Origin of the sequence: Neobacillus drentensis (assembly GCF_021560175.1) — a bacterium.
Classification (GTDB): Bacteria; Bacillota; Bacilli; order Bacillales; family Cytobacillaceae; genus Neobacillus; species Neobacillus drentensis_A.
Genome location: NZ_CP091110.1, coordinates 2305717 through 2322245 on the forward strand (window position 1 = coordinate 2305717; position 16529 = coordinate 2322245).

General features: G+C 38.7%; 14 protein-coding genes and 1 pseudogene. 11 read left to right on the forward strand and 4 right to left on the reverse strand.

Annotated features, from left to right (window positions below; all coding sequences use genetic code 11):
* The first annotated feature begins 16 nt into the window (after positions 1-16).
* From L1999_RS10650 to L1999_RS10660, 3 genes are read left to right on the forward strand one after another with little or no spacing between them, the layout of a single operon-like run.
* The gene (locus L1999_RS10650; RefSeq protein ID WP_235743518.1) at positions 17-778 is read left to right on the forward strand and encodes a dimethylarginine dimethylaminohydrolase family protein; all 762 of its coding nucleotides are present in this window, start codon (positions 17-19) and stop codon (positions 776-778) included.
* 33 nt (positions 779-811) lie between these two features.
* Positions 812-2242: an amino acid permease gene (locus L1999_RS10655; RefSeq protein ID WP_235743519.1), complete on the forward strand. Its 1431-nt coding sequence runs from the start codon at positions 812-814 to the stop codon at positions 2240-2242.
* Between the two features lie 59 nt (positions 2243-2301).
* Positions 2302-3936 carry a M20/M25/M40 family metallo-hydrolase gene (locus L1999_RS10660; protein ID WP_235743520.1) on the forward strand — a complete coding sequence of 545 codons (1635 nt, stop codon included), beginning with the start codon at positions 2302-2304 and terminating at the stop codon, positions 3934-3936.
* A 125-nt stretch (positions 3937-4061) separates the two neighbouring features.
* Here L1999_RS10660 and L1999_RS10665 read toward each other — a convergent pair whose 3' ends face one another.
* From L1999_RS10665 to fabG, 4 genes are all read right to left on the reverse strand, one after another.
* On the reverse strand, positions 4062-4709 hold the full coding sequence (locus L1999_RS10665; RefSeq protein WP_235743521.1) for a tetratricopeptide repeat protein: 648 nt from the start codon (positions 4707-4709) through the stop codon (positions 4062-4064).
* Between the two features lie 242 nt (positions 4710-4951).
* Positions 4952-5155, reverse strand: a complete 204-nt coding sequence (locus tag L1999_RS10670) for a hypothetical protein (protein WP_235743522.1) — start codon at positions 5153-5155, stop codon at positions 4952-4954.
* Between the two features lie 174 nt (positions 5156-5329).
* Positions 5330-6517, reverse strand: coding sequence for an acetyl-CoA C-acetyltransferase (locus L1999_RS10675; RefSeq protein ID WP_235743523.1), 1188 nt, complete (start codon positions 6515-6517; stop codon positions 5330-5332).
* Between the two features lie 506 nt (positions 6518-7023).
* Positions 7024-7758, reverse strand: coding sequence for a 3-oxoacyl-[acyl-carrier-protein] reductase (gene fabG / locus L1999_RS10680; protein ID WP_235743524.1), 735 nt, complete (start codon positions 7756-7758; stop codon positions 7024-7026).
* Positions 7759-8204: 446 nt separating this feature from the next.
* On the opposite strand from fabG, the gene L1999_RS10685 reads away from it, so the two are divergent.
* From L1999_RS10685 to L1999_RS10720, 8 genes and pseudogenes are all read left to right on the forward strand, one after another.
* Entirely contained in the window at positions 8205-8594 is a 390-nt protein-coding gene (locus L1999_RS10685; RefSeq protein ID WP_235743525.1) for a polyhydroxyalkanoic acid synthase subunit PhaR, read from the forward strand.
* Positions 8595-8632: 38 nt separating this feature from the next.
* On the forward strand, positions 8633-9376 hold the full coding sequence (gene phbB, locus L1999_RS10690; protein ID WP_215041113.1) for an acetoacetyl-CoA reductase: 744 nt from the start codon (positions 8633-8635) through the stop codon (positions 9374-9376).
* Between the two features lie 97 nt (positions 9377-9473).
* On the forward strand, positions 9474-10532 hold the full coding sequence (gene phaC, locus L1999_RS10695) for a class III poly(R)-hydroxyalkanoic acid synthase subunit PhaC (RefSeq protein WP_235744312.1): 1059 nt from the start codon (positions 9474-9476) through the stop codon (positions 10530-10532).
* A gap of 306 nt (positions 10533-10838) precedes the next feature.
* The gene (locus L1999_RS10700) at positions 10839-11741 is read left to right on the forward strand and encodes a LysR family transcriptional regulator (RefSeq protein WP_235743526.1); all 903 of its coding nucleotides are present in this window, start codon (positions 10839-10841) and stop codon (positions 11739-11741) included.
* A 187-nt stretch (positions 11742-11928) separates the two neighbouring features.
* Positions 11929-12261: a hypothetical protein gene (locus L1999_RS10705; protein WP_235743527.1), complete on the forward strand. Its 333-nt coding sequence runs from the start codon at positions 11929-11931 to the stop codon at positions 12259-12261.
* A 164-nt stretch (positions 12262-12425) separates the two neighbouring features.
* Positions 12426-13436: an LLM class flavin-dependent oxidoreductase gene (locus L1999_RS10710; RefSeq protein ID WP_235743528.1), complete on the forward strand. Its 1011-nt coding sequence runs from the start codon at positions 12426-12428 to the stop codon at positions 13434-13436.
* 93 nt (positions 13437-13529) lie between these two features.
* Positions 13530-14867, forward strand: a pseudogene (locus tag L1999_RS10715) (LLM class flavin-dependent oxidoreductase).
* A 12-nt stretch (positions 14868-14879) separates the two neighbouring features.
* Positions 14880-16529, forward strand: coding sequence for an ABC transporter substrate-binding protein (locus L1999_RS10720; RefSeq protein ID WP_235743529.1), 1650 nt, complete (start codon positions 14880-14882; stop codon positions 16527-16529).

A 16529-nucleotide genomic window follows, 5' to 3' on the forward strand; every position in this document is an offset into this window, starting at 1 on the left:
TAGAGGAGGACGAAACATGTTTAAACATACAATTGTAAAAATACCAGGTGAAAGTTATGTAAATGGTTTAACCACTTCCGATCTGGGAAGACCAGAACTGGCACAAGCTTTAGAACAGCATAAAGCCTATATTCGTGCTTTAGAAAAATGTGGGACGGAGGTGACGGTTTTACCGAGTACGATTGAATTTCCAGATTCCACTTTTGTCGAGGATACAGCGGTACTGACTCCGCGATTTGCTGTTATTTCCAACCCAGGAGCCATATCACGGAATGGAGAAATCCGTGATATGGAACCTGTTATTAAGTCTTTCTATGAAACTATTTATTATATTAAAGCTCCTGGGACTCTTGATGGAGGAGATATTTTACAAATAGAAGATCATTTCTATATTGGTGTCTCTGTGAGAACAAATGTAGAAGGAGCCAGACAATTAAAACAAATTTTCGAATCCGAGGGTTATAAAGCGACGATTATTTATTTGGAGAAATTTTTTCATCTAAAGACAGGGATCGCCTATTTAGGGGACCAAACCATTGTTGTTGCTGGAGAATTTATAGACCACCCTGACTTCAGCTCTTTTAAAAAAATTATTGTTCCACCTGAAGAGGAATATGCGGCCAATTGTATCCGGGTCAATGACTATGTCATTATTCCTGCTGGCAACCCGGTAACGAAACAAAGAATTAATGAAGCCGGCTATCCAACCATTGAACTCGACATGTCTGAGTTTCGAAAGTTGGATGGCGGATTAAGCTGTTTGTCACTGCGTTTTTAGTAGACTGCATTTTCAAGAGGGGTGGGAGAGCGGATGGGTAATCAAGGGGTTCAGCAGGAACAATTAAATCGGTCAATGAAACGCCGTCATTTGTTTATGCTTTCATTAGGGGGAGTCATCGGAACGGGGTTGTTTTTGAATGCTGGTTATACGATTAATCAAGCAGGAGCAGGCGGTGCCTTAATTGGGTATATTTTCGGCGGCATCATTTTGTATCTTGTTATGGTCTGTTTAGGGGAGCTTGCTGTCTATATGCCTGTTACCGGTTCCTTTCAAACGTATGCCAGTAAATTTATTAATCCATCGGCGGGCTTTTCGCTGGGTTGGATGTATTTTATTGGGTCTGCGACTACGGCAGGGGTAGAATTCACCGCAGCCGGAATCATTATGAAGCGATGGTTTCCGGATGTATCTGTTTGGGTTTGGTGTGCTGTATTTATTCTCCTGTTGTTTTTATTAAATGCCTTAACAACAAGAGGATTCGCTGAAGCTGAATATTGGTTTTCGGGAATTAAAGTGGTAGCCGTGATCTTTTTTATTATCATTGGTGTTGGGGCAATAATTGGCATTATTCCTTTAGAGGATCGGCCAGCTCCTTTATTGCAAAATTTGGCCCCAACTAGTTTATTCCCGGCTGGGATTGCCATTCTGTTTGTAACGATGATGAATGTGATCTTTTCGTATCAAGGATCTGAATTGATTGGCATTGCAGCGGGTGAGAGCGAAGAACCTCAAAAGAATATACCTCGTGCCATTCGCAACGTGTTGTTTAGAATTATTGTCTTTTATCTTGCCTCCATTATTATCTTATCGGCCATTTTTCCAACGAAGGAGCTTGGATTATTGGAAAGCCCATTCGTGACCTTAATGGACCTGGCTGGAATTCCTTTTGCACCAGATATCATGAACTTTGTGATCCTGACAGCCATTTTATCAGTTGGGAATTCATGTATCTATGCATCCACTAGACTCCTGTGGGCGATGTCCCATGATGGGATGGCCCCAAAAGTGTTTGGTAAATTATCCAAACGAAAGGTCCCGTTTACAGCCCTCGTCTTTACCATGATTTTTTCATTACTATCTTTGTTAACTAGCGTGCTTGCTGCTGATACAGTTTTTGTATTATTGATGTCCATTGCAGGAATATCGGTAACTATCTCATGGATCGGGATTGCCCTCTCTCAATTCATGTTTCGCCGTAAATACCTGCAGCAGGGTGGGAAATTAGAGGACTTACAGTATAGAGTTCCCTTCTACCCGTTAATCCCCCTCATTTGCATTGTATGTTGTGTTTCAATCTTAATATTCTTAGCATTTGATCCAACCCAATTAATAGGACTCCTCATCGGATTAGGATTCCTGCTGATTTGCTACCTATCCTTCTATTTCAAAAATAGAGTGTCAGGCACCACAAATGTACAAAGTCCATCACAGGTGGACAGTGATTTTTCACAAAAACATTAAGTTTAACTATTACTATAGTAATTATTATTTTGCGAATTAATTTCAAAGGAGTAACGAACATGGAGCAGCTTAGGTGGGGAACACCGGAAGCATTAAGAGGATTGTTGTGTGAACTAGTGAGTTGGCATAGTATGACCTTAACGGAGGGTGAACGTGAATTTCCCGGTAAGGTTCTGGGGAAGTTGAAAGAACTCCAATATTTTCGCGACAATCCACTTAACCTGAAACTGAATGAAGTTGATTTGGGTCGTCGTTTTTTAACCGCATTATATAGTCATAAGGAAGTAAAGGACACAATTGTCTTAATAAGTCATTTTGATACAGTAAACACGGAAGAATATGGAGACCTTGAGCCATTTGCCTATCAACCTGAAACTTTGACAAAATTCCTTTTCGATAGAATGGATGAATTAAACGGAGACGCACAGGTTGATCTTTTATCGGGGCAATATTTATTTGGCCGCGGGACCATGGACATGAAAATGGGCCTCGCGATGCACATGGGGTTACTAGAAAAAGCAGCGGTTGAAAAATGGCCGATTAATCTCTTGTTACTTACCGTTCCTGATGAGGAGGTTAATTCATCAGGCATGCGAGCGGCTGTGACCAAACTATTAGAACTAAAAGAAGAACATCAACTCGACTATAAGTTATTCTTAAATGGAGAGCCTGTCTTTACTCAAGAACCTGGGGACAGAAGTTTTTATGTTTATTCTGGTTCCATCGGAAAAATTATGCCTTCCGCACTTTTTTATGGGAAAGAAACCCATGTAGGTGAACCGCTTAGCGGTATTACCGCACCCTATATTGCCTCATTTTTAACACAGCGGATGGAGTGGAATATGAACCTGCAGGAAAATGTGATGGGAGAAACCACACCGCTCCCCGTAACACTTCAGCAAAAGGATTTACGATTGGAATACTCCGTTCAAACTCCATATCGATCAGCAGCCTTGTATAACGTTTTTTTAATGAAACGGACTGCAGAAGAAATTATGGAGATATTTGAAAAAATTGCTCAAGATGCTGCGAGAGCTTGCAATCAATCTTATAAAGAGGTTTGTCTTAAGCAATCCGCCACACCAATTGGTGAAGTCCGGGTTTTGCGTTTTGAAGATTTACAAATGCATGCGATTCGAAAATTTGGTCTGGAACTAGTCGAAAAAGTGAAGGACGAGGTTCAAGCTAATTCCAATTGGGATGACCGTGAAAAATCTTTAAGAATTGCCGACAGTCTAATGATTGAGTGCCAAGAACTTGCTCCGGCGATCGTGTTAATTTATGCACCGCCATTTTATCCAGCAGTCAATTCTTCTCACGACCATCTTGTGAAAAAGTGTGTTCAATATGTTAGGGAAGAAGGATGGAAGAAATTTGCTTTACCTGTCAAACAAGTACATTATTTCAATGGAATCAGCGACTTAAGTTATCTAAACTATCAAGATGAAGGAAAAGGCTGGACTGCCTTTAAAACAAATACGCCTGTGTGGGGGAGCAGCTATACCATTCCTTTCGATGCAATGGTCCAACTCCAAGCTCCTGTCTTAAATATCGGTCCGTTTGGAAAAGATGCCCATAAACGCACGGAGCGACTACACATGAAAAATGCCTTTGAAGAGGTTCCACTCCTTGTTGAAGGCATGATCAAAATGATTGCCGCTAGTAGGTGCCAGATACCGAGTAATTCAAACTAAATGGAAATGCCCCCAGTTTGGGGGCATTTTTCGTGTGTAATAAAACAATAGTACGATAGTTTCTACAACCTACTTAAAATGTAAAATAGTATTCTAAAATATAAAAATAATACGGAGAGAATACATTATTTGTATGTACTCAAGCCATACTGTATGGCCCCCATATACCCATGCTTTGCTGATTCAATGATTAATTCATAAGCTTCTTCAAACCTTAACTGATTTTCAAGCAATACGGCGAGATTTAACATAGATGGTGGAGACCCTAAACGAATGGCATGCTTATAGTAGCTTTCTGCTTTTTTATAATCTGGTAAAATATCAGAATAGCCGAACTGATAGATTTTACCTAATGCATTTAATGCCTCAATTTCCCCCTGGGTTGCAGCCGTATTTAGGGACTGTAAAGCCTGATTAATATCCAGGGCAACCCCTAAGCCTTTAAGATACATCATCCCTTGATAATAAAGAGCACCTGTATGCCCTAGAACAGCAGCATCAGAAAAATACTCAAATGCCCTTAGGTAGTCTTTAGTAATACCTAACTGGTCACTTCCAAAATAATGATGTTTCCCCATTTCAAACTCTGCAGCTGGAAATCCTTTATGGAGCATTTGAGCAAGAAGATCGAATGCTTCCAGGAAGCTTTCAGTTTCATAGAATCGTTTGTATTCTTTAAAGAGATCTTCTGGAGTAAGGTTTTCTGACCGAATTTGATCAGTATTGAGCATTTTATTAAAGTCATTATTAATGTTAGATTCATTAAATTTCAAATTAATCCCTCCTAATACTTCTTGTTAAAATGAGAATGTGGCCGCGAGTAAAGAAAATTAAACCACTAGAGATTGGTTTTTTATAGGAGAACCTATTTGTTTCAAGAGATCGTAGGTTAATAAGTAAAATTAGGACGGATAAATGAACATCCCTTGCATTCTTTATAAGAGAATCATCAAGGGATGCCTAATTAACTTGAATAAAATGCTGACTTCCATTTACCTGTTATTCTCAAAAATAGCTAGATAAGGACTGTTTCTCTTTTTTCTTGTTGAATTTCTTTTTCAACAAGTTCCCACCAACGGTTAAAATGTGCCGATTGTAAATCATCAACTGAAGAACTAGGTTTCATATCCATTCCTAATTTACCGATACCCAACGAATGCCCACCACCATTATAGTTAGTACAAATTCGGAAAATATCGTTATAATCAGCAAATGACATGATCAGGACCTCCCTTCTGAATAATTAAGGGAAGAGAAGAAGATTTCTTTTTCCCTTTAAGCCAATTATAAGACCAATCATGCACGACGAATAATCGAATCGTGAATTTATTTTGAATCTTATAATAATTCAGAAGAGGATTGTTCTGTTGTCCTTCTTAAGATTTTATGGAGTTTAAATGTTCTCCACAATTGTTGCGACACCTTGGCCTCCACCGACGCACAAGGTAGCTAAACCAAAACGATTCTCACGTTTCTTCATCTCATGAATTAAAGAAACCAAAATTCTTGCTCCGCTGGCCCCAATTGGGTGACCTAGGGCAATCGCACCGCCATTTACGTTTAATTTTTCCTTATTAAAATGCAATTCCCGATCTACTGCGATTGCTTGGGCAGCAAATGCTTCATTTGCCTCAATTAAATCCACCTCTTCTAATGATAAAGAAGCTGTTTGGAGAGCTTTATTTACTGCTGGGACTGGACCAATTCCCATAATACTTGGATCAACCCCAGCAACCGCATTCGCTTTAATAACGACTAATGGTTTAAGCTGCAGTTCCTCGGCCTTTTTCCGGCTCATAACCACTAATGCAGCAGCACCATCATTAATTCCTGAAGCACTTGCGGCTGTAACCGTTCCATCCTTTTTAAAGGCTGGGCGAAGTTTTTCTAGCCCGGCTGCAGTTGTTCCAAACTTAGGGAACTCATCCTGGCTAAAGACGCTTACTTGGCCTTTGCGACCTGGGATTTCAACAGGAACAATTTCATCTGCGAATCGATTGGATTCAATTGCAGCTTGGGCCTTTTGTTGACTCCAGGCAGAAAATTCATCTTGCTCCACGCGGGTAATTTCATATTTTTCAGCGAGATTCTCAGCTGTTACACCCATGTGATAATCATTTTCGGCGCACCATAAACCGTCAGAAATCATGCTGTCGAGAATTTTTTGGTCTCCCATTTTAAATCCGTTCCGGCCGCCTTTTAATAAATAGGGGGCTTGACTCATATTTTCCATACCTCCAGCTACGACCACTTCAGCTTCGCCGGAAAGAATGGCTTGTGTTGCCAAGTGAACCGCTCTTAAGCCAGAACCACAAACCATGTTAATCGTCATGGCAGGTGATTCCTGTGGTACTCCCGCTGCAAGGGAAGCTTGTCTAGCAGGGTTTTGGCCCGCGCCGGATTGTAACACGTTTCCCATAATAACTTGATCAACATTAGCAGGAGATATTCCTGCTCGTTCAATAGCCGCTTTTATCACTGTGGTCCCAAGTTCTTTAACCGAAACATTTTGTAAACTTCCTAGAAAACTTCCAATTGGTGTTCTAACAGCACTTACAATAACAACTTCATTTACTGCCATCTGAATCACTCCCATAACGAATTTATTATACTCCTATGTATAATTTCTCCCATATGATACTACATCTAGTAGCTAGTTTTCTAAGTAATTCTTCGACAAATTTAGTAGCTTGATTTTTTATATGATTAATTGGATGGCAGTAAATTTACTCGATTGAGAGGAATGTCTTTTGGGAGGTAATTTCAGTTGGGAGTGGGAGAATAGGATAATTCTCTACTCAAAAAAGAACCAAAATAAGAAGAGATAAATCGAACAAAATAAATAGAGCGAATTTTGTTGAAATTTCAAATAATTTAGCGGTTGTTGTAGAAATAAATTTTTGGATGAGTAGTCAACTGTCCTGTTTACAAGACAAAATTCTAGTAAATCAGCCAAATCAGTTTGTTACAATAGTAAAAGTGTTTTTCCTTGTTTGTTGCTAAAAAAAGAAGGGAAAAACATGGAGGTTTTTCCCTTGTATCTTATTTCTTTTCTATACAAATCTCAGCTAAGTTATCGGACTCATTCTAAATAACTAAACCGCCATCTACACTTAAAACCGTTCCATTAATATACTTGGCGTCATCTGAAGCTAAGAACAGGTACGCAGCTGCAATATCTTCTGGTTGACCAAGTTTTTTAAGTGGTGTTTTATCTTTCATATAATTAAGAACCTTTTCTGGAACTGCTGCAGTCATTCCTGTTTCAATGAAGCCAGGTGCAACGGCATTCACTCTAATTCCTTTCGGTCCAAATTCCTTCCCCCAGCTTTTGGTTAACCCGATTACCCCAGCCTTTGTTGCAGCATAATTAGTTTGGCCAATATTTCCATATACTCCAACAACGGAAGAAGCATTCAGGATCACGCCAGAGCCTTGTTTTAGCATAATAGGAGCGACTGCCTTGGTACATTTAAATACACCTGACAAGTTAACAGAAATCACTTTCTCCCAATCTGATTCGTCCATCTTAGTAAGAAAGCCATCAAGGGTAATCCCGGCATTGTTGATCAGGACATCAATTTTACCATGCTTTTGGATAATAGATTGAACCATTCCTTTGATTTGGGAGCTGTCCGTTACATTGACTTGGAAGAATTCAGCTTTTTCATCATTCAAATCTTCCAATGCTTTTCTTCCAGCTGCTTCATCATAATCACATATAACAACAAACGCTCCTTCTTGTAGAAATTTTTTTGCTGTTTCTTTTCCAATTCCTTGTGCTCCGCCGGTAATCAAAACAACGCTTTCATTAAACTTCAAACTTACCACCTCTTTTTTTAAATTCATCCATACACCAGAATTCACGAAGAGAAACCAATCAGTCTGAAATTTGTCTAAATTGTGAACAAAATAACAGCAAAGAAAATAAATTTGTCGATTCGTGTTGAAAGAACGCTGGATCCAGCAGCTTCAAATAAGGAATTATCCTCTTAAAAGCAATTGCGATTTGCTAAAAATATTATTCAATTCATAACAAAAATAGAACTAAGGAAAAAATATCCTCCGTTTTGAAAACGCTTAAACCATTGCCGTTATTGGGTTTGTTTAGGTTAGAAAAAATTCTATATATGTAATCTACATAGAGGTTAGAAATTTGTCGTAAAATGCAATAATATTTTTTGATTATTTTTAATGTTTGTTCTTTAATTGTTTGAAGGATGTTAGTATGATTAAAATGTCGATAAAAAGTTTAAGGAGGAATAAAATTGACGACAAATTTTAATGTTTTTGAAGCTTGGAAGGATCTATATAACCAAACTAGTAATTTATACGATGAAAAAATCATGGAATCCTTTCCTTCCCAGGGTATTGGCCAACTTTTGGACATGAATCTACAATTAAAAAAATTTATTGACGAGTCAACAGAAAAGTATCTAGAACTGAGCAACCTGCCATCCCGTAAGGATCTTGCTAACTTATCTGCTCAAATTGTTAATGTCGATGCTAAGGTTGATAGCATAGAAGAATTGCTTGAGGATAAACTCGAGAGCACAGATAATCAAGTGCCATTAAAAAGTGAAATAGCTGAATTGAAATCCGAAATGAAGAATTTAGATAAGAAACTTAATCAAATTCTATCCGCTTTAAAAGCTTAAGAATAACTACATACTAACAACTAATGGGGGATAAAAACATGACAAATTTAACTGGTAAAGTAGCTATTGTAACAGGCGGCAGCAGAGGCATTGGTGCAGCGATTTCTATGGAACTTGCAAGACAGGGTGTAAAAATTGTTCTAAATTATGTTTCTCGTGAAGAATTAGCAGAAAAAATGGTTGCCGATATAAATGAAATCGGTGCAGAAGCTTATGCAGTTCGTGCAGATGTTTCCAATACTGATGAAGCTGCCCATCTTGTTCAAGAGGCCATCGAGCATTTCGGAAAAGTAGATATCTTGGTTAATAACGCAGGAATTACAAGAGATAGCACATTTAAAAAGCTAAGCTCAGAGGATTGGAGAAAAGTAATTGATGTTAACCTAAACAGTGTTTATAACACAACATCTGCTGCACTTCCTTATCTGCTTGAATCGGATGCAGGCCGTATTATCAATATTTCTTCCATCATTGGACAAGCTGGCGGCTTTGGTCAAACTAACTATGCAGCAGCAAAAGCCGGACTTATTGGATACACAAAATCTCTTGCCCTTGAGCTTGCGAAAACAAATGTAACCGTTAATGCGATTTGCCCAGGATTTATCGGAACGGAAATGGTCCAAGCAATCCCTGAGAAAGTTCTTGCTGGAATTGTAGAAAAGGTTCCGCAAAAACGTCTAGGAAAACCGGAAGAAGTAGCTCGTGGCGTTGCTTTCCTATGTAGTGATGGAGCTTATATTACTGGTCAGCAGCTTAATATTAATGGCGGACTTTACATGTAATTGTCATGAAGGCAGAAATCTATGTATATAGTAAATAATAATTAAGAAGTGGAAGGAGTGAACTTTCGTGAGCGTACTTGCGGAAAAAGATTGGGACATGTTTCTAGACGCACTCCCTGAAGAGTATGGTAAGCAAATGAAACGTGTGATGAAGGCAACCCAAGTGTTAACTGTTGATCCTCAGCCAGAGGTCGGACCAACTCCAAAAGAGGTGGTTTGGACTAAAAATAAAACGAAACTTTATCGTTATATTTCGGAACAACCAAAAAAGCATAAAATTCCATTATTGTTGGTGTATGCATTAATCAATAAACCATACGTTTTAGATCTGACTAAGGGTGGAAGTTTAATAGAATATCTAGTAAATAATGGGTTTGATGTTTATCTTCTTGATTGGGGTACTCCTGGTTATGAAGATCGAAATATGAAACTAGATGATTTTATTATTGACTATATCCCTCGGGCGGTAAAAAAGGTTTTAAAGACTTCGAATGTTGATGAAATTTCCATTCTTGGTTATTGCATGGGCGGTACGATGACATCCATTTTTGCAGCACTTTATCCAGAATTACCAATCCGCAATTTGATCTTTATGACAAGTCCGTTTGATTTTGCGGATACAGGATCATATGGCGCCATGCTAAATGAAAAATACTTTAATATTGATAAAGTAGTAGATACCCTTGGTGTGATTCCTCCTGAAATGATTGACTTTGGAAACAAGTTAAGTAAGCCGATGGGTAACTTCTATGGACCATTTGTAAGTCTAGTTGACCGTGTCGAAAATGACAATTTTGTAAAAAGCTTTAAACTTCTCCAAAAATGGTTAAACGACGGAATTCCATTCCCAGGAGAATCTTATCGTCAATGGATTCGGGACTTTTATCAGAAAAACAAGCTGATTAAAGGGGAACTGGTCGTTCGCGGCCGCAAGGTTGATCTGAAAAATATCACTGCTAATGTATTGAATTTATCAGGTCAAAACGATCTAATTGCTCAGCCGCATATGGTAGAAGCATTGATGGACGCGATTTCTAGTAAAGATAAACAATACAAAAACCTGCCAGTAGGTCATACCTCGATTACATTTGGCTCGCAAGCTTCCAAGATTACCTACCCAACCATTGGAGAATGGCTTGCTGAACGTTCTAATTAACATCCTGCTTTAAGAAATATTTACCCTAAAGTGAGTGTTTAAACACACTCACTTTTTATATAGGTAACAATAATTATATTAAATTATCAAATAATACACAAGAAATAGATTTTTTTATATAAAATATTTCTTATTCCCACTTTACTTATGGGATTAATTAGGTTAAAATTTAGAGAATTCAAAAAGTTAAGCTGATTGGTCAACCAAAGGCTCCTAAACGCATTATGCGTAGAGGAGCCTTTTTTATTTCTTTAAAAGCCAAGGTCCTTCTTATTACCTATAGGAAGTGAAAAAGGGGGAATTGTTTTGAATATTGATCATCTTGAAGCGTTTATGTATGTCGTTCATTTGGAAAGTATTCATAAAGCAGCGGAAGCACTTTTTTTATCTCAGCCAACTGTTACAGCAAGGATTAAAACATTAGAACAGGATCTTGGCATCGATTTATTTTTACGGAAGGGAAGAAGCTTGACCTTATCGGGGGAAGGAAAAGCGTTTATCCCATATGCAGAACAAATTATTCATACTTACCAACAAGGGAAGAAGCTGCTAAAAAAGGAAGACCATCCCGAGGAGCTGGTCATTGGGGCGAATCTCATCACCTCACAGTATTTTATGCCGTTTGCCCTTCCTCTCTTAAAAAAAGCGCATCCAGAGTTGCGGTTTAAATTTATCTCAGCTCCAAATGAGGTCCTGCTTGATAAATTGCTACAGAAGCAGGTAGATATCGCCTTCATGAAGGATGTTTCTCATCGGGGGATTCAAAAGCAAGAGTTTCTCGACAATTCACTTAAATTAGTTGTACATCCCGGGCACCCATTTCAATTTCAAGAGAAAATTTCTGTTCAGCAATTAGCAAATGAACCGATGGTATTTTTTGAATGTGGGGCTTTTGACTGGAATCGTGTATATCATTTATTTGAAGAGGCCAATATTGAACCAAAGATAGAGTTTCTTGTGGACCATCTTGAGGTAGCCAAATCTATTATTCTAAGTAAAAATGGCATTGGATTTTTACCATCCTTAAGTATTAAGGAAGAGCTGCAGCGGGGAGACCTTATTGAAATCGATGTGTCACATATTCTAGAAATTAATCAGCCTATTTTTGTAGCCCATTTACACAATGGATTCACATATTCGCTGGTCTGGGAAGATATCCTTGAGTCCGTTAAAGAATTTGAAAATCACCGTTATCTCGCTATAAATTAAAGTTCCCGATGAATTGATAAAATTTTTCTATCAGCTAACGTATTGCGGGATCCATCTTTTCCCTGATAGGATTAATCTCATTAAAGAACAAATCAGTATTCTAGATGAATAGTGGCAAAATAGTATTTAAAATCCGACTATTCAAGTGTGTATTCTTGGTTATTGGTTAAAAGGGAGGCAAGAAAGTATGAAAGCACAAAATGTACATGATGTAAGCCCATTGTTAAAATCTAAAAAGCAAAACTCCTTTGCAGCATGTAACTATCTTAATATGCCAGATCTACAGTTTTTTAACTGGTGTAATCAGCAATTCAAGGTGAATCGAGGGATATACAATACGATTGATCAATGGTTTTACGAATATGGGGTCGTTAATATCTATTCCCGCAGAATTCAGCTATTAGCATTCTTAGATTCTGTTAAAGATCAGTTAAATGAACCGCAGTCATCTAAATTTATTCGCTTTGGTCATGGTGGTCTTACCAAAAGGCTAAATGATTTTATCATGGATAAGGGTTAGTTTCATTTTAAAACAGTAATGATAGAATTTTTTAATCAAAAATTGATTATTTCCTATCAGTGAAACTATTGCCAGTTCCTTATTTCCAATGATAGGATAAACAGCAATAAACTAAAACCAACTTATCTGATTAGTAAAGTCGGAATAAAACGGAGGAAACGTAAATGAGTTACAGGTTAAGTATACTGGATCAGAGTCCAATATTCCCTGGTACTACTGCTTCACATGCATTGCAACAAACCGTATTACTAGCTCAAAAAGCAGAAGAATGGGGCTATACACGTTTCTGGGTATCAGAACATCATAATGCAGAAAAATTAGCAGGATCATCGCCAGAAGTATTAATATCCTATTTATTGTCGCAAACCAAGACCATCAAAGTTGGCTCAGGTGGAGTGATGATTCAGCACTACAGTCCATATAAGGTGGCTGAAAACTTCCATGTCTTATCGAACCTTGCACCTGGAAGAGTTGACCTGGGGATTGGGAAAGCACCAGGTGGTCTTCCACTGTCAACAAAAGCCTTACAGTATGGAACAGTCAATGATGGGAAAGACATTTCAGATCGGCTCTCCTTTTTAGTAGACTTAATTGAAAACTCGGTTGATAGCGCACATCCGCTTGCGGGAATCCAAGCAACCCCAATTCCTCAGGAAAAACCTGAAATATTCCTGCTTGGGGCTAGCGCAACCAGTGCTCGGCTTGCTGCTGAATTGGGAATATCATTTGTTTTTGCTAAATTTATCAATAGTGATGATCGGGTACTTGAGAGTGCAGCCAATCAGTATCGGGCAGTATTCCCTAATGGAAGATTGATTGTTTCACTAGCTGTTATTGCGGCGCCTACTCAAACAGAAGCAGAACAATTAGTTGGGGACAGGAAAATAGTCAAAGTCCATCTCCAGAGTGGACGTTCGGTTACGGTACAGTCCATTGACCAAGCAGAGGTTTTTGGAAGGCAATCAGGGGAGCCATATGAAATCACGGAACAAGAAGCAGACATCATTGCGGGAACACCGGGTTATGTCACGGAAGTTTTAAGTCAACTTCAAAAAACCTACCAGGTCGATGAATTCATCATACATACACCTATTGAACTAGAAGCAGCGAGGTTTCAATCCTTTCAGTTATTAAGCCCGCTAGGTATAACAAATGTTCAGTCGCTAATTAGATAAGGATTCAGAGTTTGCTTATTTTTTTAACCTGTAAAACCAACTATTCGGGTAGGAATTATAAAAATTATGAAAATCGAAAGGATGGAAATTGTGATGTCCCAAAAAAGACAATTAAAACTAGGAACGATTATTCATGGAGTTGGCGGGAATATTGCGGCTTGGAGGCATCCTGAGGTATTAACAGATGCCAGTGTGAATTTCGACTTTTATAAGGAGCAGGCCCAAAAATCTGAACAGGCTAAATTTGATTTTGTCTTTATTGCGGATGGCTTGCATATTAACGAAAAATCATTGCCCCACTTTTTGAATCGGTTTGAGCCACTGACCATTTTATCGGCAATTGCGGCTGTCACTTCCCGGATTGGCCTTGCCGGCACCGTATCAACTTCCTATAGTGAACCGTTTAATGTTGCACGGCAATTTTCCTCGCTTGATCATATTAGTCATGGTCGGGCGGGCTGGAATGTTGTGACTTCACCATTAGAGAAAACAGCCTTAAATTTTAGTAAAACGATCGAGGAGCATCCTAATCATCCAAAAAGATACCGAATCGCATCTGAATATCTAGATGTTGCCAAAGGATTATGGGATTCCTGGGAGGATGACGCCTTTATTCGCGATAAAGAAACAGGGGTATTCTTTGATCCAGAAAAATTGCATTCATTAAATCATAAAGGAGAATTTTTCTCAGTTCAAGGGCCGTTAAATAGTGGCAGATCCAAGCAAGGACGGCCGATTATCTTCCAAGCAGGATCTTCTGAAGATGGGAAAAACCTTGCTGCGAAAGATGCTGATGCCATCTTCACTGGTCAAGCAACATTGGAGGATGCTCAAGAATTTTACCAAGATGTTAAACGCAGAACAGCTGACTATGGCAGAAATCCAGATCATATTCTTATCCTGCCAGGTATTGAGCCAATTGTTGGAAAAACGGAGGAAGAGGCCGAACAGAAATATCAAGAGATTGCTAATTTAGTATCAATTGAACAGGCATTGAACTATCTTGGTAGATTTTTTGAACACCATGATTTTTCCTAGTATCCACTCGATAAACCATTTCCAGAAATCGGTGATTTGGGTTCTAACAGCTTTAAAAGTGGAACAGACCGAATTAAACAAGATGCGAAAGAACAAAATTTAACCCTTCGCCAGGTTGCATTAAGAGCGGCAACTCCAAGAACACCGTTTATTGGAACACCAGAAAAAGTAGCCGACCTGCTTCAGGAGTGGTTCGAAGGGTTTGGAGAAGATGGGTTTATTATTCACTTTAATCTCCCAAGCACGTTAACAAGATTTATTGATGACGTAGTACCGATCCTAAGGGAACGCGGATTGTTCCGCACAGAATATGAATCTGACACATTACGAGGGAATCTGGGACTCCCATTCCCGACTAATCGTTATGCACAATCTACAGTAAAAAAGGGATAAGGGGCGTTTGATATGAAACTAGTTCATCAGACAAAATTATTTACTATTCTATTGGTATTGTTACTTCTAGTGTCAGGCTGTGCAAACGATGCAAATACAACCAATCAATCAGCTGAAGCAAGCGAAAGGAGTAAATCGCAGTCAAAACAGGGCGGGGAATTAACTTATGCTCTCGCTACATCGCCTGATACATTGGATCCGCACAGGGCAGGGTTAGCTGTAGCAGGCCGTGTATTCAGAAATATCTTTGATAACTTAGTCTTTCAGGCGAAGGATAACACGATCCAACCATGGCTGGCAACAGAATGGACCGTTTCAGATGATGGAAAAAGTTATACATTCAAGCTTCGTAAAGATGTGAAATTCCAAGATGGAACACCTTTTAATGCCGAAGCTGTGAAATATAGTTATGACCGGATTATCGACCCAAAATCAAAATCAGGAAATGCACCAGGACTTCTCCAGCCATATGTATCATCAGAAGTCATCGATGATTATACCATCAAGATTAATCTGGCCACACCATCTGCCGCATTCTTAAGTAACTTAAGCCAAAATCAACTTGGGATTGTCTCACCAACAGCCGCAAAAAGATATGGTGATCAATTTGGCAAACATCCGGTCGGGACTGGACCTTTTAAATTTGTTAGTTGGTCTGAAGATGCAGACATTCACCTTGTGAAAAATAGTGACTACAATTGGGGACCACCTAACGTTGAGAATAAAGGAAAACCAAATTTAAATAAACTCACCTTTAAAATCGTTCCAGAAGAGGCCACACGGATCGGCAGTATTCAAAGCGGTCAGGTGCTTGCAGCTGAAACAGTACCGCCACAAAATATTGCTTCATTAAAAAATGATCCGAAAACTCAATTACTGAAAGTAAATACAATTGGATTACCATATACGCTCTTTTTCAATCAAAGAAAAGCGCCTTGGACTGATGTGAAAGTTCGTCAAGCGGTACAGCTCGCAGTGGATGTTGATTCGATCGTCAAGACATTGTACCTAGGAACGTATCATAGGGCTTGGTCACCATTAACACCTGGTATTTTTGGTTATGATCCATCTCTCGAAGGCAGCACAAAAGCAAATATTAAAAAAGCCAATCAAATCCTTGACGAATTAGGCTACAAGAAAGGATCAGATGGCATACGGGTAAAGGACGGAAAGCCATTTACATTGAACTATGTGGACGGATCACCGAATCGCGAAAAAAGAAATGATATTGCTGTTATCATCCAGCAGCAGTTAAAAAAGGTCGGTATTAAAGTAGAAATTAATATTACAAAAGATATTGCCACAGTGATTTATAAAAATGCTGATTACGATTTATATGGAAACAGCCAAGTAAATTCTGATCCAAATGCGCTTCGTGCCATCTACCATAGTCGTACACCAGAAGAGGAAGCTGTTTTTAAAGGTTTAACAGGTGCATCTAATCCAGAATTAGATAAATTACTAGAGCAGGGAACGATCGAAGCCAATTCGGGGAAACGGGAAGAAATCTATAAAAAAGCCCAGCAAATCATTATCAAAGATGCCTGGATTATTCCGATTTATGTTTTTCCATATACCGTAGCAGCCTCTAAAACAGTAAAAGGACTTTCCTTTGATTCATTAGGCTATCCAGTGTTCAATGATGTAAGAATTGACCAATAA